Annotated in this window: 24 protein-coding genes; 7 read left to right on the top strand and 17 right to left on the bottom strand. The window is 60.7% G+C overall.

Annotated features, from left to right (window positions below; translation table 11 throughout):
* Positions 1-75: 75 nt before the first annotated feature.
* The 7 genes from pgk (at position 76) to EGN72_RS09425 (ending at position 7,340) form a co-directional block, all read left to right on the top strand.
* Positions 76-1,269, top strand: coding sequence for a phosphoglycerate kinase (pgk, locus tag EGN72_RS09395; protein WP_127046872.1), 1,194 nt, complete (start codon positions 76-78; stop codon positions 1,267-1,269).
* A gap of 6 nt (positions 1,270-1,275) precedes the next feature.
* Positions 1,276-2,055, top strand: coding sequence for an SDR family oxidoreductase (locus tag EGN72_RS09400; protein WP_127046874.1), 780 nt, complete (start codon positions 1,276-1,278; stop codon positions 2,053-2,055).
* A 143-nt stretch (positions 2,056-2,198) separates the two neighbouring features.
* Complete coding sequence (locus EGN72_RS09405) at positions 2,199-3,089, top strand: fructose bisphosphate aldolase (protein ID WP_127047013.1); 891 nt, start codon at positions 2,199-2,201, stop codon at positions 3,087-3,089.
* 106 nt (positions 3,090-3,195) lie between these two features.
* Positions 3,196-3,498, top strand: coding sequence for a septum formation initiator family protein (locus EGN72_RS09410; protein WP_127046876.1), 303 nt, complete (start codon positions 3,196-3,198; stop codon positions 3,496-3,498).
* A gap of 129 nt (positions 3,499-3,627) precedes the next feature.
* Positions 3,628-4,617 carry a pyruvate dehydrogenase (acetyl-transferring) E1 component subunit alpha gene (gene pdhA / locus EGN72_RS09415; RefSeq protein WP_127046878.1) on the top strand — a complete coding sequence of 330 codons (990 nt, stop codon included), beginning with the start codon at positions 3,628-3,630 and terminating at the stop codon, positions 4,615-4,617.
* Positions 4,618-4,631: 14 nt separating this feature from the next.
* Complete coding sequence (locus tag EGN72_RS09420) at positions 4,632-6,014, top strand: pyruvate dehydrogenase complex E1 component subunit beta (protein WP_127046880.1); 1,383 nt, start codon at positions 4,632-4,634, stop codon at positions 6,012-6,014.
* Between the two features lie 12 nt (positions 6,015-6,026).
* A complete protein-coding gene (locus tag EGN72_RS09425; protein WP_127046882.1) occupies positions 6,027-7,340 on the top strand; it encodes a pyruvate dehydrogenase complex dihydrolipoamide acetyltransferase in 1,314 nt (437 codons plus the stop codon).
* Between the two features lie 84 nt (positions 7,341-7,424).
* Here EGN72_RS09425 and cysE read toward each other — a convergent pair whose 3' ends face one another.
* From cysE to EGN72_RS09510, 17 genes are all read right to left on the bottom strand, one after another.
* Positions 7,425-8,234 (bottom strand): serine O-acetyltransferase, encoded by an 810-nt coding sequence (gene cysE / locus EGN72_RS09430; protein ID WP_127046884.1) that lies wholly within the window; start codon positions 8,232-8,234, stop codon positions 7,425-7,427.
* 65 nt (positions 8,235-8,299) lie between these two features.
* Positions 8,300-8,617 carry a hypothetical protein gene (locus EGN72_RS09435; RefSeq protein WP_127046886.1) on the bottom strand — a complete coding sequence of 106 codons (318 nt, stop codon included), beginning with the start codon at positions 8,615-8,617 and terminating at the stop codon, positions 8,300-8,302.
* A gap of 8 nt (positions 8,618-8,625) precedes the next feature.
* Entirely contained in the window at positions 8,626-12,519 is a 3,894-nt protein-coding gene (locus EGN72_RS09440) for a glycoside hydrolase TIM-barrel-like domain-containing protein (protein WP_127046888.1), read from the bottom strand.
* Positions 12,520-12,966 (bottom strand): peptidase, encoded by a 447-nt coding sequence (locus EGN72_RS09445; RefSeq protein ID WP_127046890.1) that lies wholly within the window; start codon positions 12,964-12,966, stop codon positions 12,520-12,522.
* The gene (locus EGN72_RS09450) at positions 12,963-13,850 is read right to left on the bottom strand and encodes a DUF2163 domain-containing protein (protein WP_127046892.1); all 888 of its coding nucleotides are present in this window, start codon (positions 13,848-13,850) and stop codon (positions 12,963-12,965) included. The genes EGN72_RS09445 and EGN72_RS09450 overlap by 4 nt, the downstream gene beginning before the upstream one ends.
* The gene (locus EGN72_RS09455) at positions 13,850-14,482 is read right to left on the bottom strand and encodes a DUF2460 domain-containing protein (RefSeq protein WP_127046894.1); all 633 of its coding nucleotides are present in this window, start codon (positions 14,480-14,482) and stop codon (positions 13,850-13,852) included. Before EGN72_RS09455 ends, EGN72_RS09450 begins: the two co-directional genes overlap by 1 nt.
* Before the next feature lie 9 nt (positions 14,483-14,491).
* On the bottom strand, positions 14,492-15,145 hold the full coding sequence (locus EGN72_RS09460; RefSeq protein WP_127046896.1) for a phage tail tape measure protein: 654 nt from the start codon (positions 15,143-15,145) through the stop codon (positions 14,492-14,494).
* Positions 15,138-15,341 carry a rcc01693 family protein gene (locus EGN72_RS09465; RefSeq protein WP_127046898.1) on the bottom strand — a complete coding sequence of 68 codons (204 nt, stop codon included), beginning with the start codon at positions 15,339-15,341 and terminating at the stop codon, positions 15,138-15,140. The genes EGN72_RS09460 and EGN72_RS09465 overlap by 8 nt, the downstream gene beginning before the upstream one ends.
* A complete protein-coding gene (locus EGN72_RS09470; protein WP_127046900.1) occupies positions 15,338-15,658 on the bottom strand; it encodes a gene transfer agent family protein in 321 nt (106 codons plus the stop codon). The genes EGN72_RS09465 and EGN72_RS09470 overlap by 4 nt, the downstream gene beginning before the upstream one ends.
* Positions 15,658-16,071, bottom strand: coding sequence for a phage major tail protein, TP901-1 family (locus EGN72_RS09475; protein WP_127046901.1), 414 nt, complete (start codon positions 16,069-16,071; stop codon positions 15,658-15,660). Before EGN72_RS09475 ends, EGN72_RS09470 begins: the two co-directional genes overlap by 1 nt.
* A gap of 54 nt (positions 16,072-16,125) precedes the next feature.
* Positions 16,126-16,524 carry a DUF3168 domain-containing protein gene (locus EGN72_RS09480; RefSeq protein ID WP_127046903.1) on the bottom strand — a complete coding sequence of 133 codons (399 nt, stop codon included), beginning with the start codon at positions 16,522-16,524 and terminating at the stop codon, positions 16,126-16,128.
* Complete coding sequence (locus tag EGN72_RS09485) at positions 16,521-16,859, bottom strand: head-tail adaptor protein (protein WP_127046905.1); 339 nt, start codon at positions 16,857-16,859, stop codon at positions 16,521-16,523. The genes EGN72_RS09480 and EGN72_RS09485 overlap by 4 nt, the downstream gene beginning before the upstream one ends.
* Positions 16,856-17,458: a hypothetical protein gene (locus tag EGN72_RS09490; RefSeq protein ID WP_127046907.1), complete on the bottom strand. Its 603-nt coding sequence runs from the start codon at positions 17,456-17,458 to the stop codon at positions 16,856-16,858. Before EGN72_RS09490 ends, EGN72_RS09485 begins: the two co-directional genes overlap by 4 nt.
* Before the next feature lie 170 nt (positions 17,459-17,628).
* The gene (locus tag EGN72_RS09495; RefSeq protein ID WP_127046908.1) at positions 17,629-18,837 is read right to left on the bottom strand and encodes a phage major capsid protein; all 1,209 of its coding nucleotides are present in this window, start codon (positions 18,835-18,837) and stop codon (positions 17,629-17,631) included.
* A 38-nt stretch (positions 18,838-18,875) separates the two neighbouring features.
* Complete coding sequence (locus tag EGN72_RS09500; protein ID WP_127046910.1) at positions 18,876-19,427, bottom strand: HK97 family phage prohead protease; 552 nt, start codon at positions 19,425-19,427, stop codon at positions 18,876-18,878.
* Positions 19,428-19,440: 13 nt separating this feature from the next.
* Positions 19,441-19,689: a hypothetical protein gene (locus tag EGN72_RS09505; RefSeq protein ID WP_127046912.1), complete on the bottom strand. Its 249-nt coding sequence runs from the start codon at positions 19,687-19,689 to the stop codon at positions 19,441-19,443.
* A complete protein-coding gene (locus EGN72_RS09510) occupies positions 19,686-20,861 on the bottom strand; it encodes a phage portal protein (protein ID WP_127046914.1) in 1,176 nt (391 codons plus the stop codon). Before EGN72_RS09510 ends, EGN72_RS09505 begins: the two co-directional genes overlap by 4 nt.
* Between the last annotated feature and the right edge of the window lie 62 nt (positions 20,862-20,923).

Below are 20,923 nucleotides of genomic sequence, written 5' to 3' on the forward strand. Positions count from 1 at the left end.
CCGATGGAAAGGGCTAACCATTGACGAAACGATTGGGATAGGGTGGAAGAGGGCAAGTTGAATTAGGAGGCTGCAATGGCTTGGAAGACCCTTGACGATATCGACCTGAACGGAAAAGTGGCCTTGGTGCGCGTGGACCTGAACGTGCCGATGGATGGCGATACCGTCACCGACGCCACCCGGATCGAGCGTATCGTGCCCACCGTTACCGACATCATCGCCAAAGGCGGCAAGCCGGTATTGCTGGCGCATTTCGGCCGCCCCAAAGGCGCTGTCGTGCCCGAGATGAGCCTGAAGCAAGTGGTGCCGGTGCTACAAGCCGCCCTGCCCGGCCATAAGGTCATCTTTGCCAGCGATTGCATCGGTGCCCCTGCGAAAGAGGCGATCAGCGCCATGCAGCCCGGCGATGTGGTCTTGCTGGAAAACACCCGTTTTCACGCAGGCGAGGAAAAGAATGACGCGATGCTGGCGGCCTCGATGGCGGCTTTGGGCGGTGTCTATGTCAATGATGCGTTTTCGGCGGCCCACCGCGCCCATGCCAGCACCGAAGGCATCGCGCGCCTGCTGCCGCATTGCGCAGGCCGCTTGATGCAGGCCGAACTGACCGCGCTGGAAGCAGCGCTTGGCAATCCGGCCCGTCCGGTGGTTGCTGTGGTCGGCGGCGCCAAAGTATCCACCAAGCTGGACCTGTTGGGCAATCTGGTGACCAAGGTGAACCATCTGGTGATCGGTGGCGGTATGGCCAATACGTTCCTTGTCGCCCAAGGCGTTGAGGTTGGCAAAAGCCTGGCCGAGCGTGATATGGCCGATACCGCGCGCGAGATTCTGGCCAAGGCCGATGTGTCGGGCTGTGATATTCACCTGCCCCGCGACATCGTGGTCGCCCGCGAATTCAAGGCCGGGGCCGCGTCTGAAACCTTGCCGGTTGCCGCCTGCCCTTCCGATGCGATGATCCTCGACGCCGGTCCCGAAACCGTGGCGCATCTGGCCAAGGTTTTTGCCGATTGCCGCACGCTGATCTGGAACGGCCCTTTGGGTGCGTTTGAAATCGACCCTTTCGACGCGGCCACCAATGCGGCCGCCAAACAGGCAGGCGCGCTGACAGCGGCGGGCAAGCTGGTATCGGTTGCAGGGGGTGGTGATACGGTTGCCGCGCTGAACAAGGCCGGGGTGGCCGAGCAATTCACCTATATCTCCAGCGCGGGCGGGGCTTTCCTTGAATGGATGGAAGGCAAAGACCTGCCCGGCGTTGCCGCGTTGAAATCGTAAAGCGATATGGCAATCTGGGCCCTGATCACCGGTGCATCCGAAGGCTTGGGGCGCGAGTTTGCCATTCTCGCCGCGAAATCCGGCTTTGATGTCATCCTGACCGCGCGTCAGGAAGACAAGCTGCACGCTCTGGCGCATGAGTTGGAGCGTGCCTATCACATCGCCACCGTGGTTCTGCCTGCAGATCTGGCAGACCCGGAAGCGGTGGAGCAATTGTGGCTGGATGCCAGCGCGGGCCGCCAGATCGGTATTCTGGTCAATAACGCCGGGCTGGGCCGCAACGGTGCCTTTGCCCAGGAAACCAACTGGCCGCGAGAGGCTGCCTCCATCTCGGTCAATGTGGTGGCGGCAACGATCCTGATGAAACGGGCGGTGGCGCATATGCAGGGCCATGGATCGGGCCGTGTGCTCAACGTGGCCTCTACGGCGGCCTTCATGCCGGGGCCGCATATGGCGGTGTATCACGCGTCCAAAGCCTATCTTCTCAGCCTGTCCGAAGCCGTGGCAACCGAACTTGCAGGCAGCGGTGTAACCGTGACGGCCCTTTGTCCCGGTGCCACCGAAACCGAATTTTTTGCCGCCGATGACGCGGTGAAGGCCACGCTGATCACCAAGCTGTCACTGGCCCCGGCCTCTGCCGTGGCCGAAGCGGGTTGGAATGCGATGGAAAAAGGCAAGCGGGTCAAGGTGCCCGGCGCGCTGAATGTGGTTTTCGCCAACCTGCCCCGCTTTGCCCCGCGCGCCTTGGTCGCTTGGATTACCGCGATCTTTTTGAAGCGGCGCTAGGGCGGCCCCACAGCCCTGCCCCGCGATTTGCAAGTAATTTCCGACTGTTAGCGCCAACAGAATTGATCGGCCCCTCACTTGCCGCTATGCCCGTCCCAACGGGGGCCTGCCCCTTGAATCTTAGTCTTGCGGGGATGATCGGGATGAATGTGAAACAGGCAGAGCAGATGCGCAAAGGCGCAGGCTTCATTGCGGCGCTGGATCAGTCGGGCGGCTCTACGCCCAAGGCATTGCGGCTGTATGGCGTGGAGCAAAGCGCCTATGGGTCCGAGGCCGAGATGTTCGATCTGATCCACCAGATGCGCGCGCGGATCATCAAATCCCCCGCCTTTACCGGTGACAAGGTGATCGGCGCAATCCTGTTCGAACAGACCATGGACCGCGATATTGATGGCACCCCCACGGCGCAATACCTGTGGGAACAGCGCGGCGTTGTGCCTTTCCTCAAGATCGACAAGGGGTTAGAGGCCGAAGCTGATGGCGTGCAACTGATGAAACCAATGCCGGGGCTGGATGCGCTGCTGGCCCGCGCCGCCGGTCTGGGGGTGTTCGGGACCAAGGAACGCTCGGTCGTGGGGGCTGCCAATGCCAAGGGCATCGACGCCATCGTCGCCCAGCAATTCGCGGTCGGCGCGCAGGTTGCCGCCGCCGGGCTGATGCCGATTCTGGAACCCGAAGTCACCATCTCCATCCCCGACAAGGCCGAGGCCGAGGCGCTGCTGATGGCCGCGATTCTGCGCCAGCTTGAGGCCTTGCCAAAGGGCCAGCAAGTGATGCTGAAACTGACGCTGCCGACGGTGCCGAATTTCTACAAGCCACTGGTCGACCACCCCGCCGTGATGAAAGTCGTCGCGCTGTCGGGCGGCTATTCGCGGGATGAGGCGAACCGCCTGCTGGCGCAAAACACCGGAATCATCGCCAGCTTCAGCCGCGCTTTGACCGAAGGGCTGAACGCCCAGCAAAGCGATGCGGCATTCAACACCGTGCTGGCGCAGGCGATTGACAGTATCCACGCCGCCTCTGTCGCCGGATAAGCCTAAAAAGACAGGGAATTCCTGCTATTGGGGATTCCCTTTTTGTTGCGTTTGTGTAAACATCGCCCAAACCCCCGAACCAGAGGGGTTATGAGGCAGCACGCAGATGACCACACAAAAAACCCGCCCCGCGATAACCTCGCTTTTGCTGATGATTTTGGCCGTCAGCCTTGGTGGCTATTTCACCTTTGCCGCCGTGCAAGGCGATTACGGCGTGTTTCGTCAGGTGCAACTGGAGGCCGAAGAACGCGCGCTGATCGCCGAGCGTGACCGTCTGGCCGCCGAACTCGACAAGATGCAAAACCTGACCCTGCGCCTGTCAGATACCTATCTGGACCTTGATTTGCTGGATGAACAGGCCCGCGATGTGCTGGGTTATCTGCGCGCCGATGAAATCGTCATCCGCTGATCTGCCCGCCCTGCGCGCCTGAAACAAGGCCAGCATGGCTGACCTAAAGTCAGTTTCCGCCTTGTTTTTCCGTATCCTCCCCGATAGTTTAACGCTGAACTATCTTTTCATCCAGGGAGGAAGCGGTCTATGGCTGCGGCGAAGAAACCCACCAAATCCAATACATCCAAAGAAGAACTCATGGGCTATTACCGTGAGATGCTGTTGATCCGCCGATTCGAGGAAAAGGCGGGCCAATTGTATGGCATGGGGCTGATTGGCGGGTTCTGCCACCTCTATATCGGGCAGGAAGCCGTGGTTGTGGGCATCGAAGCCGCCACCAAAGACGGCGACAAGCGCATCACCTCCTACCGCGATCACGGCCATATGCTGGCTTGCGGGATGGACCCGAAAGGCGTGATGGCCGAGTTGACGGGCCGTGAAGGCGGCTATTCACGCGGCAAGGGCGGCTCCATGCATATGTTCTCCAAGGAGAAACATTTTTATGGCGGCCATGGCATCGTTGGCGCGCAGGTGCCGCTGGGGGCGGGCCTTGCCTTTGCCGATAAATATCTGGGCAATGACAACGTGTCCTTCACCTATTTCGGCGATGGCGCGGCCAATCAGGGCCAGGTGTATGAAACCTATAACATGGCGCAACTGTGGAACCTGCCAGTGGTTTTCGTGATTGAAAACAACGGCTACGCCATGGGCACCTCGGTCAAACGCTCGACCAAATCGCCATCCTTGTGGGAACGCGGTGCGGCCTATGGCATCAAAGGGGAATCGGTCGATGGCATGGATGTGCTGGCCGTGAAAGCCGCCGCCGAAAAGGCAATTGCTGCCTGCCGTGCGGGCGAAGGCCCCTATATTCTGGAAATGATGACCTATCGCTATCGCGGCCACTCCATGTCGGACCCGGCGAAATACCGCACCCGCGAAGAAGTGCAGAAGATGCGCGACGAAAAAGACGCCATCGAACATGTGCGCGACCTGCTGGTGCAGGGCGGCCATGCCTCGGATGACGATCTCAAGGCCATCGACAAAGAGATCAAGGCCATCGTCAACGAATCCGCTGAATTCGCAAAAGAAAGCCCAGAGCCCGCGTTGGAAGAGCTCTGGACAGATATCTACGCCTGAGGGGGGAACAGACCATGGCAACACAAATTCTCATGCCGGCCCTTTCGCCCACGATGGAAGAGGGAACGCTGGCCAAATGGCTGGTGAAAGAAGGCGACACCGTGAAATCCGGCCAGATCATGGCCGAGATTGAAACCGACAAAGCGACGATGGAGTTTGAGGCGGTCGACGAAGGCATCGTCGGCAAGTTGCTGGTCGCCGAAGGCACCGCGAACGTCAAGGTCAACACGCCGATCGCCGTGCTGGTCGAAGAAGGCGAAAGTGCAGATGATGTGAAAGCAGCGCCCGCTGCCGAAACCTCAACAGAAAGTAAACAAGTTGCTGATTCTACAGCAGAAAACCTTCCCCGCGGAAAAGGTTCTGCCCCGGCAGAGGTGAAATCCAACGCCTCGCCCGATTGGCCCGAAGGCACGCCGATGAAAACCATGACCGTGCGCGAAGCGCTGCGCGAGGCCATGGCCGAAGAAATGCGCGCCAATGAGCTGGTCTATCTGATGGGTGAAGAGGTGGGCGAGTATCAGGGCGCCTATAAAATCAGCCAAGGTTTGCTGGATGAATTCGGCCCCCGCCGCGTGGTCGATACGCCGATCACCGAACACGGGTTTGCCGGTATCGCGGTCGGCTCGGCCTTTGCCGGGCTGAACCCGATTGTCGAATTCATGACGTTCAACTTTGCCTTGCAGGCGATTGACCATCTGCTGAACTCTGCCGCCAAGACGCTGTATATGTCGGGCGGGCAAATGGGCTGCCCGATTGTGTTCCGGGGTGCCAATGGCGCTGCGGCGCGGGTTGGTGCCCAGCACTCTCAGGATTTCGCGGCATGGTATGCCATGGTGCCGGGCCTGAAAGTGGTCATGCCCTATTCGGCAGCCGATGCGAAAGGCTTGTTGAAGCAAGCGATCCGTGATCCGAACCCGGTGATCTTCCTTGAGAATGAGATCCTCTATGGCAAATCCTTCGAAGTGCCGGATCTGGAAGATTTCACCATCCCCTTCGGCAAGGCCCGCGTCTGGCGCGAAGGCACGGATGTGACCATCGTATCCTTCGGCATTGGCATGACCTATGCGTTGGAAGCCGCCGACAAACTGGCCGAGGATGGCATCTCCGCCGAGGTGATCGACCTGCGCACTCTGCGCCCGATTGATTACGATACGGTTCTGGCAAGTGTGATGAAAACCAACCGTTGTGTAACGGTGGAAGAAGGCTGGCCCGTCGGCTCCATCGGCAACCATCTGTCGGCGACGATCATGGAAAAGGCCTTCGATTATCTCGATGCCCCGGTGATCAACTGCACCGGCAAGGATGTGCCGATGCCCTATGCCGCGAACCTTGAAAAACACGCATTGATCACGACCGCAGAAGTGGTCGAGGCCGTCAAATCCGTCTGCTACCGGTAAGGAGAAACGCACATGGCTACACAAATCCTGATGCCCGCGCTTTCACCCACGATGGAAGAAGGCACGCTGGCCAAATGGCTGGTGAAAGAAGGCGATTCGGTGAAATCCGGCGATATCATGGCCGAGATTGAAACCGACAAGGCGACGATGGAATTTGAAGCGGTCGATGAAGGCATCGTCGGCAAGATTCTGGTCGCAGAAGGCACAGCGGGGGTGAAGGTAAACACCCCCATCGCCGTGCTGGTCGAAGAGGGAGAGGATGTATCAGCCTCCTCTGCCGCGCCAAAGGCCCCCTCATCGGTTGCTGCCGCGCCCTCTTCGGCAGCGCAGAACGCAGCGCCAGCAAGTGATAAGCCGGCGGCGGCGGCGCCTGCCGCACCGAAAGCAGCTGGTGCGCGGGTGTTCGCCTCGCCCCTCGCCCGCCGGATCGCAGCCGAGAAAGGCTTGGACCTGACACAGATCTCCGGCTCTGGCCCGCATGGCCGCATCGTGAAGGCTGATGTGGAAAGCGCCAAGCCAGGGGCCGCAGCCGCCCCGGCCGCAGCATCCGCTCCGGCAGCCGCCGCTGCGGCAGCCGCCCCGGCCATGGCCACCAGCGCCTCTGCCGAGACGGTCAAGAAGATGTTCGCCGACCGCGACTATACCGAAGTCAGCCTTGACGGGATGCGCAAGACCATCGCCGCCCGTCTGACCGAGGCCAAGCAGACCATCCCGCATTTCTATCTGCGCCGCGATGTGCAGCTGGATGCGCTGATGGCCTTCCGCGCCACGCTGAACAAGCAGTTGGAGGGGCGCGGGGTCAAGCTTTCGGTGAATGATTTCATCATCAAAGCCTGCGCCAATGCATTGCAAGCTGTGCCGGACTGCAATGCCGTCTGGGCCGGAGATCGTATCCTGAAGCTGAAGCCATCGGATGTGGCTGTGGCCGTGGCGATTGAAGGCGGGTTGTTCACCCCCGTTCTGCGCGACGCCCATCAAAAGTCGCTCTCGACGCTGTCGGCCGAGATGAAAGACCTTGCAGGCCGCGCCAAAACCAAAAAGCTGGCGCCGCATGAATATCAGGGCGGCAGTTTTGCCATTTCGAACCTTGGGATGATGGGCATCGACAATTTCGACGCTGTGATCAACCCGCCGCATGGGTCAATTCTGGCTGTTGGTGCCGGGGTGAAAAAGCCGGTGGTGAATGCCGCGGGTGAGGTGGTTGTGGCGACCGTCATGTCGATGACGCTGTCGGTGGATCACCGGGTGATCGACGGGGCCTTGGGCGCTGCGTTCCTGCAAGCGGTGATCGAGAATCTGGAAAACCCGATGGCCATGCTCGCCTGAGCTTGGCCCCCGGTCAAAAGACACTGCAAAGCAAAAGGCCCGAACGTCATCGCGTTCGGGCCTTCGTTTTTGTGGCTGGCGGGGTCAATCGGTTTCGTCAAACACCTGATTCATCATGATAGAGGGTTGCTCACAGCCTGCCTCGCCGACGATCCGCGCGGGAACTCCTGCCACCGTTTTGCAGCAGGGAATGTCATGCAGCACAACCGACCCGGCCGCAATCCGAGAGCAATGGCCCACGGTGATATTGCCCAGCACCTTCGCCCCTGCCCCAATCAGCACACCATCCCCGATCTTGGGGTGGCGGTCGCCGTCTTCCTTGCCGGTGCCACCCAATGTGACAGAATGGAGCATCGAGACGTTGTCGCCCACCACCGCCGTTTCCCCAATCACAATGGAATGGGCGTGATCGATCATGATCCCACGGCCAAGGCGCGCATTCGGGTGAATATCGACGCCAAACACCTCTGACACGCGCATCTGCACAAAATAGGCCAGATCTTTGCGCCCTTGGGTCCAAAGCCAATGGCCGATCCGATAAGCCTGAACGGCCTGAAACCCTTTGTAAAACAGCATGGGTTGCAGATAACGGTGGCAGGCAGGATCACGATCATAAACCGCCATCACATCGGCGCGGGCAAACTGCCCCAGCTCTGGCTCGGCGGTAAACGCCTCATCCGCGATTTCCCGAAGGATCTGCTCACTCATCTCGCCCGAGGCCAGTTTCAACGAGAACCGATAGGCCAGCGCCCGTTCGAATGACGCGTGATGCAGGATGCTGGAATGAATTAAACCGCCCAAAAGTGGTTCTGCACCAATGGCTTGCACCGCCTCATCGCAAACGCGCTGCCAGACCGGATCAATCTGTGCGAGATTTTGCTGCTTTTCTGCCATGGCTCTTCTCCGTTTAGCGTGACGGTCAGTATATAGGCAGTCTGCCGGAAAGGTCCATTGTGGGCTTATGGCAATTCAAACGCGGTGGGCACTTGGCCGAATTGACGCTTGTCTTGCAACAGCGCCTCGGCCACAAGTTTGATTGCGGCAAGATATTCCGGGTCGCCGGCAAAAGGCTCTGGCCGCGTGGGCTTTGGCCGGGCAGCGGCCATCAGGCTGCCATTGCCCCAAACCATATGTGGCCTGCCAGTGCGTTTGCGCACCTTATCGGCGATCCGCGCGTGATAGATCATTGTTGCGGCCCGGGCCCTGCGTTCCTGCACCGGACATTCCAGCAAGGCGCGGGCCGCAGCAATGATATCCCCCATCAGAATCGAGCGCATCGGCGACCCTAAAGCGGCAGGGTCGAGAACGGACCGGGGCCGAAGCGATCGGAGATTTGCGCCACTTGCACTGACGCCGTTCCCAACGCATCTGCGGCTTGCATTGTGGCGCTATAGGTCCATTGCGGTTGCCCCACGACCGCCTCGCGCTTGATCTGCCCGCCGTCGACCACCCGCACAAGGTATTGCTCTTGTTGCTCGCCCAACGGGACCTCCAGCGATTCCCAACTATCCCCGTCAATCCGGGTCCGCCGAACCCATGCGATCTGCCGATCCCCATTTGCCTGCGTTTTCGCCGTCACGTGAACCGGCGCATATGGGCGCAGGCCAATGCCGTTGAAGGCTTCGACCTTGTGGATCACATTCGGATCATCGGTGCCCAAAGAGGCAGCACCAATCCGGTAATGGCGGGCCAAACCACGCGCCGATTGTGCAAGGTTGATCTGTTTCAGCGATTTGTCCAACACCACGATCAGACTGCCCGGCGGCCAGACATCCGGCATGATACCATCGGTTCCCAATTGCCCGCGCAAACGCAGGCTGACCTCATAGGTCAAAGGGGCAACAAGATTGAGGTCGGCAAATTGAAACACCTCCCAATTGTCATTGCTGCCATCCCCGATTGCCAGGGCATTGGCCCCATTCAGAACCGCCAAAGGATCAGCCGCCGACAGTGCGCCATAGCTCAGCTTGATGCGCAGCGGTTCGCCCCGGTCCCATATGCCGGACCGTGCCGCAAACAAAGGCGTCTCGGTCACTCCGACCACAGCAGGCGCGTCGATCAGCGTGTTCAGCTCATATCCTGCGTCGCTGGGCGATGACCAAAGCGCCACAGTCTGCGGCCATGGCCGGGCAGCAACGGCCAGATGCGGGGCGTTGTCGGCCTCATCCCCGGTGATCAAGGGCAAATCCAGAAACATCGGATAAACAGGAACCGGAGCCGTATAAAGGGTGGCCTGTCGCCGTGTCTCTGTCGCGTCGGCAGCCGCATAGACAGAGCGATCCGTGCGCACAGCCTCAACCAGTGCCGCTTCGGCCTGATCAACGCGGTCGATCCGATACTCTTGTCCGTCCAAGCTGACAACATCACCGGCCCCCAACCGTGCGAGGGACCGCGGCAAGGCGAACCGCGCCGTATCCCGCGCGACCCGTGCCTCTGATAGCCAGCGTTCAACAATACCGCGCCCCTCAGCTTCGGTCAGGGTCAAGGCCAACTCGCTTTGTGACACGCCAAAGCTTTCCTCATCCGGAAAAATCGCCTCTACCTGACGCATCCCAAAATCGGCCTCGGATTCGACAAAGCTTAGCCTGACCCGGCCTGCGACTTCGGCCTCGGGAATGCGGACTGTCTCCATCCGGCCGTCCAAAGCATCGGTTTGTGCCAGATGCGCCGGGTCTATTTGCACAGGTTTGACATTGCCCCGCATTTGAAAAATCAGCAATCCGTCGCGCTCAATGGCTTCAAACCCATAGGCCAGCATCAAAGGTTGCAGCGCCTCGCGCGCGGTGCCGATGCCTTCGGGTGTATAGCCGCGCACGACACCATAAAGGCGCGACACATCAAACCGCGTCACGCCAGAGCGTTCGCAGATTTCCGCAACCACCAGCGCCAGCGGTTGATTTGTGGCACGGCCCGTCAGCCAATGTCCGCGCGGATAATTGTCACCGTCCGACCAAAGGCCGGTCGCATTCGGAAACTGCGGAAAGGGCCGTGCATCCCAAGCCCAGACATGAGCGCGGTCCATATCCAGCATCGGGCCGCCATATTGGTCCGAGATGGGGTTGTTTTCCGGCTGAGCCCAGGTTTGCGCCATCGCCCGCAGATATTGCATCTGGATAATGTCATCGCGCCGCCCGTTGGAGAATTTGGGCAAGCTGGATTCCGACGATTTAGGATCAAGGAATTTGTTGGGCTGGTTGCTGCCCTTGTCGATGGCCGCACAGCCGTATTCCGTGAATCGGATTGGTTTGGACTGCGGCACCCATTCGGTTGGCTGCGCTTGCCGCACACCGTCAATCCGAGGATGGTGCTGGTTCAACCACCAGCTCTTGATGTCTTTGTAGCGATAGACCCAAGGCTCATCATAGGCGCCGTCCTCAATGGGCCGCCGCCGTTGTGCCGCTTCGCCTTCCGGGCTGTCATAATACCAATCATAGCCCTCGCCGCCCAAGACGTTTGAAGACAGGTATTCAAGGTTATAAATGGCGTCATAGGCGGCATCGGCATGACTGTCACCATCGCGCCAATCGGATAGCGGCATGTAGTTGTCGATCCCGATGAAATCGATATTGGCATCGGCCCACAGCGGATCGAGATGATAGTAAACATTGCCGTCCGTCTGATAGCCGAAATATTCGGTCCAATCCGCTGCATAGCTGATCTTGGTATTTGATCCAAGAATGGCGCGGACATCGGCGGCCAATTGACGCAATGCCGAAACGGCAGGGAAGCTGTCGCCTGCGCCGCGAATTTGGGTCAGGCCTCGCATTTCCGAGCCGATGCAGAACGCATCCACCCCGCCCGCAGCCGCGCAAAGATGGGCGTAATGCAGGATGAAACGGCGATAGCCCCATTCTGCCGGACCGACATAAGAAACCGTGCCCCCCGAACGCACAAAATGCGCTGGTGTCGCGCTGCCGAAAAAGACAGCAACCTCGGCCTCGGCCTGCGCGGTTCTGTCGGTGCTGGTGGCGCGACCGGGTGCCTCCGCCAAGGTGATCCGCCCGCGCCATGGCAAGTTGGGCTGTGCGGTCGCATCGGAATAAGGGTCTGGCAGGCTGTTGCCCTCCAATTGATCCATCAGGATGAAAGGGTAAAACATCACCTCTTGCCCACCGGCGCGGACGGCTTGAATGGCCTCGATTACAGAGGCATCCGAAGGCGTGCCGCCATAGATCGGCCGGCCATTGTCTTGGGCAATGGCAGCAGCCTGCCCCCGGGTAATCCCCCCTGCCCGCCAAGCCATGCCGCTGGCATCCTGCACGGTTTGTTCCACCTTCGGTTCCACCTTGCACTGACCGCAGCGCAAATCACCCCCGAACCAAGAAACGATCAGCGACACCGATGTCACATTCGGCAACGCAATCCGCATCTGGTCCAGCGCCACAGCGAAATCCGCCTTGCCTGCGGGGGAATTGACATTGACGCTGCGGCTGATACCGGGTCCATCGGCATAATGCAGCGCGGTGGTGGCCAGCGCATATTCGCCCGTGCCCGGCATCATGGCCACCGCCCGAACGGCGCGCGCGATGTCGAGCGTTGCGTCGGTCGTCGCCCCCTGCGCATTGCGGATCACCTCAAAAGTCAGCATCGGCACACGGTTGCCAAAGCTGCCGATGTCCAGATCCTCAACCACGACATAGGCAATGCCACGATAGGCAGGTGCATTGCCCGCCCCTTCCACAGCTTCGATCTTGGGGTCGGGCAATTGATCTTCGGTGCCATTATAAATGCGCAGGTTCAGGCTACGTGGGCTGATCTCAACGCCATCGGCCCAGATGCGGCCAATCCCGGAAATTTCGCCTTCACACAGGGCAACCGCAAAACTGACAGTATAGGAATAGGTTGTCACCGAAGGTTTGGGCGTGCCCTTGCCGCCACCGCCCCCTGTGGTGCTTTTGTTCTCTTGGAATTGGGTTGCCCAGACAATCTGCCCCGCCGCGCGCACGCGCCCATAAACCTGCGGCACCGCCGCCCCTTCCGAGGCCCCCGTCAGCCGAAAGCGATCAATCCGCCCGGTTTCAACCGCTTCAGAACCGGTCCCCATGACACGCTGGTCAATCACACGGCCTAAGGTCGCACCGACCGCGCGCCCGATGACGGCCCCAGAAAGCCCCAGAATGGTTCCACCAAAGCCAGAGCCGATGGCGGCCCCCGCAGCCGATAGCAAAATCGTCGCCATTCACAGCACTCCTTCTGGAAATTCAAACCGCGCCGCGACACGCCGCAACCACGGCACCGACAGCGGGCTTTCGATAACCCCATGCCCGGTATAGGCATGGATAAAACTCTGATCCGGGCCCGTATTCCCCATGATCCCAAGATGTTTTGCCACCGCTCCATCACGCATACGAAACAGCAAAACATCCCCCGGCGCGGCGTCGACCAAGGTTTTGGGGCGCAGCCAACGCAAGGCCGCGCGGTGCAACAGTTCATCCCGCGCCGGCTCTGACCAATCGGCGGTATAGGCCGGCACCGGTTCCGGCTCCGGCCCATGGATCGCCCGCCACACGCCGCGCAGCAGGCCAAGACAATCCGTTCCCGCCCCTCTGCAACTGGCCTGATGCACATAGGGCGTGCCGATCCAGCCGCGTGCTTCGGTGACGATGCGGGCTTGCTGCGGCGTCATCGCACAAGGCTCCCGCCCGAATTCGCCTGCGAGGACACAGGGTAAGAGGTCAGCCAATCTTCGCCCGGAATATCGGGGAAACCCCGGAAATTCACGAAGTTGTTGAACTTATAGCGGCAGGTATCAGCTTGTTTGTCACAGCCTGCCTCCAGCCGCAGCATATCACCGGGGGCGATATCAGGGCCGATGGCTTGCCACAGTTCAACCTTGCGGCCAGCATCGGTCAACCGGTCGTTCTTGATGATCCCGACCAGCCCTTTGGCCGCGCCCGACAGCATGACCAGCCGCCCCCGTTCAAACCAGCGGTCCTCATATGCGAACAAATCCGCGAAATCAAAGACCCGCCGACCGGACACGCTCTCTGCGGCCAGTTCCACCGAAAAGCCCGGCTGCGTCAGGTCAAACCCACACTTGGCATCGCCCAGAACCGCCGGGCAGCCACGCTGGAACGCCCGGCCCTGCGGCTGGTTCAGGCTTTCGGTCAACCCGCGCAACTCGGCCTGAAACGCGCCGCCCGCCCGCGTGATTTCGCCAATCGTGCCCCGAAAGCTCAACAAACGGTTATCCATATTCGACCAGTCCACTTGCCAGCCGGTCAAGGCCGCGCCATCAAAACGACCGGCCAGAATATCCGCCTCGGTCAGCGCCAGATCTGACAACGCGCCCATCGCTTCGGTATTGTCCACCGACAGCCCGGTCGTCTGCTGCAAGGCCCGCGCCGTCAGCCCGGAATTTGCCTTGAATACCCGGCCGTCAAAACGCAAGTCGCAATCATGATCGGTAAAGCCAAACCAAGTTCCGTCCCGGCGCTCAATCGCCCAAGCGCGACAAACCGTGGTCGTGCCGGTTTCCAGATGCGTATAAAGTCCCTCTGCGCCCGCCATCACACCCGCAGCTCCACAACAGGAACAGACGGAACATCGCCCGCCTTGAACGAGGCGACCGAGGCTTGAATCCGGTCCGTATCGAAACGCACCGGCACATCGAATTCGAACCCTGCCGTGATGCGCACCCCCGGATCGGGCGGTGTCGGAAAGCTGACAATTCCTGTTGCCGTATCAATGTCGAACTCCAGCGTCTCGACCTTGGGGTCGCCATCAATTGCCACCAGAACCGTGCCCAGCACCGGCTTCGTGATCGGCCGGGTATAGCTGACCTCACCCGATTGATAGGTCTTGGACAGCGCAAAGCTCAATTGATCGCCATCGCCAAGGCCGATCAACTGGTCCACGGCCGATGGCGTTTTCGAAGGCTTGCAGGATTTGTAATCCGCCCAGTCTTTCCAGCGAAACCCATATAGCTGGCCGCTGCGCGCCTCAAAAAACGCAATCAAGGCTTCGACATCGTCCAGACTACGCAGGCTGACGCCAGCGTCATAGCGGCGACGCGAATGTTCCCAGGGCGTGTTGCGTTCTTCAAAGCCATTGGCCAGCGTGACAATCTCGGTGCGCCGCTCTGGGCCCCCGACAGAGCCGAAACTCAGATTGGCTGGAAAGCGTATATTGTGAAATCCCATGGTCTTCCCTCATCTGTTCCGCTGACCGCGCGCCAATGCGCGTGACGCTTGTGCCGCAATCTGGCTTTGACTGCGCTGAAACCCGGCCACATCGGGGGTGGAAATATTCATCACCACCGTAACCGCCCGGCCACCGCCTGCGGCCTGCACACCCAGCCGCCCATCGGCCCCCCGGGCCAGCGGCATGATCGCCTCTGGCCCGGCCTCACCCATTAGCCCCATGCCACCCCGCATCGGAAAGTTGGTCGGAGAAGAAACAACACCCCCCTTGGCAAAGGGCATCACCCTGCCTTGGGTAAAGGCCCCACCATCGGCAAAAGGCATCATGCCACCCAAAAGCGAATTCATCCCATTCGCCACCAAGCCGCCCAAAGCGTTCTGAACCGGTTTCATCGCGATGTTATAGACGCTGTCCATCATGGTCTGCGCCACGCCCCTCAGCGCGTCTGACAGCTTCATCCCGTCAAACACCAAGCCGTCAAAGGCCCGTCGCAACCCACCGCCGATGCTGTTCGACAAGCTGTTCACCTCGCGCCCTGTAAAGACAAGGCTTTCGCGCATCCGCGCCAATTCCCCGTCAAACGCACCGACCAGATCCGCCGCGCCATTCAGCGAGGCCTCCAGCGCTGCAATCTGATCTTCCAAACCTTCAATATCAGCCATCTGTCGGCCCCTTTTTCACATCCGGGAAGGCGCGCGCCAAATCTTCAAGGCGCGCGCGGGTCAATGGGGCAGTGCCGGTCTGCGCGCCCAGCTTGATGCGCAGCTCCACCGGGGTCAGCCGCCAGAAATCGGCAGGCTGTAGCCCCAGCCCGTGCAACCCCACCTGCATCAATCCGGCCCAGTCGATTGCCGTCATGTTTCCCCCGGTGTTGAAAACGCCCGTGCCAGCAATTCTGCCGCCGCGCGCGCCGCCTCCACCGGGCCGCCGCCAATCTCGACTGTGCGAAAATCTGCGGCAGTGCCTTGCCAGCCCCCGCCCCGCAGCCCCGCCACCAGCAGGGCCAGAACATCACGGGTCGAAAAGCGCCCGCCCTCGAACCGTTCGACAAGTTCGATCAGCGATCCGGTTTCAAGGGCGGTTTCCAACTCGGCCAGCGCCCCCAGTGTCAGCTTGGCCACATGGCGCTTGCCATCCAGCATCACGGCCACTTCCCCCGTCCAAGGATTCGCCATCAGAGTGCCGTAAAGGTCAGCGCACCCGCAGATGCCATTGTCATCTCGTAAGTCGCCTCGCCGTTATGGCTGCCTGCGTATTCAATGGCCGAAAGCTGAAACGCCCCCTCGACGATGCCGAAATCCGGGATGATCACCTGAAAATCCGGGATCTCGCCATCAAAGAAAATCTGACGCGCGCGCTCGTCGGTGTTTTCATCCCGAAATACGCCAGAGCCGGAAATCGACGCGGTTTTCACACCCGCGCCCGCCAGCAATTCCCGCCAGCCGCCCTGACTTTCCAGACTGGTCACATCCACCGTTTCGGCGTTGAAACTGATGCGCGTGGCCCGCAAGCCCGCAATCGTTTCAAAACTTCCATCCCCAACCATATCCAGCTTGATCAACAGATCCTTACCGCTTTGAACAGCCATCGCTCATCTCCATTTTGAAAGGTCACTCTGCCCCCGTTCGCAGGGGGAAAAGGCTTAGTCCGCGATCCGCGCCCGAAAGCTCAGATCAATCCGCCGATGCCCGCCCTCATCCAGACGCACCGCTTTGGCGCGCAGGAACCGCAGGCTAACCAGATGTCCTCGCGCCAGCGTCAGGGGCGCGTCGATCATGGCATCCGATACCGCCACGGCCACATCCTTTGCGCCCTGAAACCCGGTCGCATCGCTGATCACCGCAACTGTCAGGCGGTGTTCGGCACCACCTCCGGTCTTGTCGGATTGGTCAATCACATCCTCTGGCCCGATCAGCACAAATGTGCCGGTGCCCCCCCCCGAAGGGATCGCATCCACAACCGCAACGCCCGCCAGCGCCGGGGCCGAAGTCAGCCGCCCATAAACCGCAGCCTGAAGCGCTGCCGCCGCGCCATAACTCATGTCGGCACCTCCTCTCTGACAAAGCACACAAGATAAGCCCCGCCCGCATCCCGCTCGGTCACGGCCAGAATGGCAAAAAACCGGGTGCCGTCGCGAAACCTTTGGCCCACCTTGGGCCGTGAGGCCGCCCCCTGCGGCGCGCCGCGCACGGTGATCCGATATGGCACAGTGGACAAAACCACCTCCTCACCTGCCGTATCGCGGCCGGTGCCGGGCAAAATCTCGGCCCAAAGCGTGCCAAGCGATGCCCAGACCTTGGTAAAGCCGCCCATGCCATCCGAAACAGGTGTTGCCTCCTCCAGTGTCAGGGCGCGGGACAGATGCACCGGCTTCATGCCCCTGCCCCCCCAAGCACACGCACCGTGCGCCAGCGCTCGATCAGCGTCACCACGCCGGGGGGCAAGCCCGCATCAGCGCGCATTCCACCATCATGGCGGCGCTCGTAATACTCTGCCGCCAGCATCAACACCGCCTGCGCCAGATCCTGCGGCACATCGGCCCAATCCGGGCCGAAACCTGCCACGAATTCAATCTCGATCCCGCCGTCCATCGGCACCTGCGGCAGCAAATACCCTTTCGCCTGCACCTTGGGCCGATGCATATCCGGCACCAGCCGATACAGACCCACAGGCACCACCTCGGCTTGGCCATCCCGGTCCAGCAACGAAATTCGTGTCACGCTTTGCACCGGGGCCACAGGCAGCGCCTGTTCCCCCCCCAGCCGCCAATCGTCCAGGCTCCACTTATAGTCCCGCGAAATCAGCGCCTTGCCGATCCGCCCTTCGATCGTCGCCATCGCTGCACGCAGATAGCTTTCGATCAGCCCGTCCTGCATCCCGTCATCCGCAAACCCGGTGCCAAGCCGCAGATGGTTTTTCAGCGCCTGAACTGGCAGGGCCAGCGCGGGAACCGTCGTTTGCTCGATCAGCATCATGTTTCAATCTCCAGTGTTCCGCCCCAGAAGCGTGGGAAGTAAAATCTGGGCGCGCACCCCGCATCGCTCGGACGGAGGGAGCAGCTAGACGACCCGGGACAGGGTCGAACCCCAGTGCGCGCCCAAAACCCGGCCCCAAATTGCGGGGCCGAGCATTCACAACACCCCGATCAGGAGGTTGCGAACTTCAGCAGTTTGATGGCCGCAAAGTCAGACACATCGCCGCCCACGCGCTTGGTGGCATAGAACAGCACATGCGGTTTCGCGCTGAAGGGGTCACGCATGACACGCAGGTCCGGACGTTCGGCAATGGTGTAGCCGCTGGCGAAATCACCAAAGGCAATGCCAAAAGCATCCGCCGTGATATCGGGCATATCCTCGGCAATCAGCACCGGATAGCCCATCAGGCGTGCAGGCTCACCCGCCGCAAGACCGTCCGACCACAAGAAGCGGCCATCAGCATCCTTCATCTTGCGCACGGCGCCCGCGGTTTTGGAATTCATCACAAAGGACGCATTGGCGCGGTAGGTCGCATCCAGCGCATAGACCAGATCGACAATCGCATCCGCCGGGTTGGTCGAGGCAAAATCGCCCGCCTCACCCGTGGCGATGTAGCCCAGGTTACCCCAGGTCCAGACGCCATCGGCCACAGCCGTATGGTCCAAAAAGCCGCGCGGCTTGTCCACACCATCGCCAGATACGAAAGAGGCGGCTTCTGCACGCATGAACTTGTCGGCAATGCGGCCCGCAAGCCAGCCTTCCACGTCAAAGGCGCTGTCATCCAGCAGGCGCTGGCTGGCCTTCGGCATCGCCGACAGCTCATGCAGCGGGATCGAGATGCGTTCAATCGACGGCGTGCCGGTTTCCACCTGCGGGCCGCTTTCCGTGGCCCAACCAGAGCCGACATCGGTATGGTCGATCAGCACGTCAAAAGACGTGGCCTCCACCTGCACCACATTCGCAATCGCCCGGATCGAGGAGGTGGATTTCAGGCTGGACCGGATCGTCTCGGCGGTCTGCGGGTCGACCAGATAGCCACCTTCGGCATTGACCGACGTGTTCAGCCCCTTGCCTTCCAGCACAAGGCCACGCAGGCCATCGTCATCGCCCGAACGCAGATAGGCGTCAAAGGCTTTCTTATGCGGCACGTCCACTTCGGCATGGGCCGAAAGTGCGGGGCGCCCGTAGGTCATCGTTTTGCGATCAAGCATGGTCATACGCTCTTCCTGTTGTTGCAACGCTGTCTTCACTTCGGCCTGAAAGCCGCTGAATTCTTTCAAAAATCCGGCCATAGCGGATTTCACTTCCGCACCCGGATGCTGGGCCGTTTCATGGGCGGCGGGCAAATCTCCCCCGGCCCGAGCCTTTACCTCGGTCATCATCAGTTCCTCTCAAGGGTTCAGTCGTGAAAGCCGTCCTAGCGGGCGGCCAGTTCCCGGCGCGCATCATCAAAGATTTGCGCCACCCCGCGCCAAGTGTCGCCCAGCTCATCGCCTTTGGCCGCCACCCGCGCCTCGGGAAGCATCGGGAAGGTCACGAGTGAAACCTCCCAAAGCTCCAGTTCCGACAAAAGCCGTTGGCCTTTGCCATCCTTTTCGGCGCGCAAGGTGCGATAGCCGATGGAAAGCCCATCAATCGCCCCTGCGGCCAACAGGGCCGCCGCTTCGCGCCCTTTGTCTACATCGGTCAGAATACGGCCTTTGACATAAAGGCCCGTGGCATCCTCGCGCACCTCGTCCCAAACGCCGATTGGTTGCTGCGGGTCGTGCTGCCACAACATCTTCACCCGCCGCCCCGCGCCTGCCAGCGCCTTCAGGCTGATGGCATAGGCGCCCTTTTGCACCACATCGCCACCCTGATCGCGCTTGCCAAACAGGCTGGCATAGCCTTCGATCACGCGCCCGTCCGTCACGATCAACCCCGCCTCGGGGGCATGATACTTGCGCTCCGGCGCTCCGTGATTATCCATATATCCCATTGCTCTACCTCATCGCCGCTTTCAGCACCGCCTCGGCCCCCTGCGCCAGCAGAAAGGCCGCAACCCCGTAAACGCCCAGCCACAGCCGCTTTTCCAGCCGCTCCAGCGCGCTCTCTATCTGGACAAGCCTGTAAGACAGCCCCGCCCAGCGTTCCTCAGCCACCCGCTCATTCGCGTCGATCCGCGCCTGTGCCGCGTCAAAACTGTCGTATAAATAGCGCGAGCCGCTGCTGTCTTTGCCGCGCGCGCTCATTCATCCGCCGTCAAGGCTGGCAGGCCAAGAATGGCCCGTTTCTCGGCGCTGGTCAGGAAATCTGCCGCCCCCACCCGCGCCCACTGCTGGTCGCGTTCGGTGGCCAGTGCGTGCACCTGGTCCAGATCGGGCTTCAACTCCACCACTTCACCGGTAAAGCCCGACAACCAATGCGACAGGTTCGCCGTCACCTTCGTCACCAAAGGCAGCACCGTCAGCCGGAAAAAGGCGCGGTTCGCCTCTTGGTAATTGGCGTAAGTGGCATCGCCGGGGATCCCCATCAGCATCGGCGGCACGCCAAAGGCAATCGCAATTTCCCGCGCTGCCGCTTCCTTGGTTTTCTGGAATTCCATATCCGACGGGCTGAACCCCATCGGCTTCCAGTCAAGACCACCTTCCAGCAACATCGGCCGCCCGGCATTGCGCGCGCCTTGGTGGTGCGATGCCATCTCGTTCAGCAAGCGATCATATTGATCGTTGGAAAGCTGCGATTGCCCGTCCACCCCCTTATAGACAATCGCGCCACTCGGCCTTGCGGCATTGTCCAACAACGCCTTCGACCAGTGAGAGGCCGCAACATGCACATCCAGTGCCACCGCCGCCGCCTGCATCGGCGAAAAGCCGTAATGGTCATCCTGCGGGTGGAAATTGCGGATGTGGCAAATCGGGGTCAACTCACCCGTCATGTCAAACCGGTGCTTGCGGTTGCCCACGGTATAGTCATAAGCCACCGGCCAGCCATCCGCGCCGGGCACCAGGCTCATGCGGTCCGACCGCAGCACATGCAGTTCCCCCGGCAGAATATCGGCCCCCTGCACCGCCTCAACATAGGCGTTGCCAGACAGCAAAAGCTGACCATACAGCGCCTCCAGCAACTCTGCCCGGCCTTGCAACGGGTTTGGTCGCCGCATCAGGGACAGCAAAGGATGCACATCAAACCGACGCTCGCAATCTTGCAAAACCAAAGGCATGGCGGCGGCGGTTTCCGCAATCAGCTTGACCGCCCGAAACCCGATCGGGTTGCCCAGAAACCCCGTCTTGGTCAGGCTCACCACATCGCGCGGGCTCCATGCGACGCGGCCGGCGCTGGTATAGTTGATCACCGGCCCCGTGGCCGATGCCTTTTGTTCCGGCACCACAGTCTCACTGCGTTTCAGGAAATCGAAAACCATCTGGGTCAGCTCCTCTTTATCAGTCAGGCGCCGTTCCCGGCGATCTCGCTTTGGGCCTCAAC

It is taken from the genome of Pseudorhodobacter sp. E13, from assembly GCF_003991405.1.
Classification (GTDB): domain Bacteria; phylum Pseudomonadota; class Alphaproteobacteria; order Rhodobacterales; family Rhodobacteraceae; genus Pseudorhodobacter.

What these genes read in the sequence shown, in the direction of transcription:
- EGN72_RS09485 (WP_127046905.1), bottom strand. Translation starts at nt 16,859, where the DNA reads ATGAAGCCGGTGCATCTGTCCCGCGCCCTGACACTGGAGGAGGCAACA.
- EGN72_RS09490 (WP_127046907.1), bottom strand. Translation starts at nt 17,458, where the DNA reads ATGATGCTGATCGAGCAAACGACGGTTCCCGCGCTGGCCCTGCCAGTT.
- EGN72_RS09445 (WP_127046890.1), bottom strand. Translation starts at nt 12,966, where the DNA reads ATGACGCCGCAGCAAGCCCGCATCGTCACCGAAGCACGCGGCTGGATC.
- EGN72_RS09420 (WP_127046880.1), top strand. Translation starts at nt 4,632, where the DNA reads ATGGCAACACAAATTCTCATGCCGGCCCTTTCGCCCACGATGGAAGAG.
- EGN72_RS09405 (WP_127047013.1), top strand. Translation starts at nt 2,199, where the DNA reads ATGAATGTGAAACAGGCAGAGCAGATGCGCAAAGGCGCAGGCTTCATT.
- EGN72_RS09510 (WP_127046914.1), bottom strand. Translation starts at nt 20,861, where the DNA reads ATGGTTTTCGATTTCCTGAAACGCAGTGAGACTGTGGTGCCGGAACAA.
- EGN72_RS09470 (WP_127046900.1), bottom strand. Translation starts at nt 15,658, where the DNA reads ATGGCGAATCCTTGGACGGGGGAAGTGGCCGTGATGCTGGATGGCAAG.
- EGN72_RS09465 (WP_127046898.1), bottom strand. Translation starts at nt 15,341, where the DNA reads ATGACGGCAATCGACTGGGCCGGATTGATGCAGGTGGGGTTGCACGGG.
- EGN72_RS09410 (WP_127046876.1), top strand. Translation starts at nt 3,196, where the DNA reads ATGACCACACAAAAAACCCGCCCCGCGATAACCTCGCTTTTGCTGATG.
- EGN72_RS09455 (WP_127046894.1), bottom strand. Translation starts at nt 14,482, where the DNA reads ATGGGATTTCACAATATACGCTTTCCAGCCAATCTGAGTTTCGGCTCT.
- EGN72_RS09460 (WP_127046896.1), bottom strand. Translation starts at nt 15,145, where the DNA reads ATGGCTGATATTGAAGGTTTGGAAGATCAGATTGCAGCGCTGGAGGCC.
- EGN72_RS09400 (WP_127046874.1), top strand. Translation starts at nt 1,276, where the DNA reads ATGGCAATCTGGGCCCTGATCACCGGTGCATCCGAAGGCTTGGGGCGC.
- EGN72_RS09505 (WP_127046912.1), bottom strand. Translation starts at nt 19,689, where the DNA reads ATGAGCGCGCGCGGCAAAGACAGCAGCGGCTCGCGCTATTTATACGAC.
- EGN72_RS09435 (WP_127046886.1), bottom strand. Translation starts at nt 8,617, where the DNA reads ATGCGCTCGATTCTGATGGGGGATATCATTGCTGCGGCCCGCGCCTTG.
- EGN72_RS09440 (WP_127046888.1), bottom strand. Translation starts at nt 12,519, where the DNA reads ATGGCGACGATTTTGCTATCGGCTGCGGGGGCCGCCATCGGCTCTGGC.
- cysE (WP_127046884.1), bottom strand. Translation starts at nt 8,234, where the DNA reads ATGGCAGAAAAGCAGCAAAATCTCGCACAGATTGATCCGGTCTGGCAG.
- EGN72_RS09425 (WP_127046882.1), top strand. Translation starts at nt 6,027, where the DNA reads ATGGCTACACAAATCCTGATGCCCGCGCTTTCACCCACGATGGAAGAA.
- EGN72_RS09480 (WP_127046903.1), bottom strand. Translation starts at nt 16,524, where the DNA reads ATGAGTTATGGCGCGGCGGCAGCGCTTCAGGCTGCGGTTTATGGGCGG.
- EGN72_RS09500 (WP_127046910.1), bottom strand. Translation starts at nt 19,427, where the DNA reads ATGGATAATCACGGAGCGCCGGAGCGCAAGTATCATGCCCCCGAGGCG.
- EGN72_RS09450 (WP_127046892.1), bottom strand. Translation starts at nt 13,850, where the DNA reads ATGGCGGGCGCAGAGGGACTTTATACGCATCTGGAAACCGGCACGACC.
- pgk (WP_127046872.1), top strand. Translation starts at nt 76, where the DNA reads ATGGCTTGGAAGACCCTTGACGATATCGACCTGAACGGAAAAGTGGCC.
- pdhA (WP_127046878.1), top strand. Translation starts at nt 3,628, where the DNA reads ATGGCTGCGGCGAAGAAACCCACCAAATCCAATACATCCAAAGAAGAA.
- EGN72_RS09495 (WP_127046908.1), bottom strand. Translation starts at nt 18,837, where the DNA reads ATGACCGAGGTAAAGGCTCGGGCCGGGGGAGATTTGCCCGCCGCCCAT.
- EGN72_RS09475 (WP_127046901.1), bottom strand. Translation starts at nt 16,071, where the DNA reads ATGGCTGTTCAAAGCGGTAAGGATCTGTTGATCAAGCTGGATATGGTT.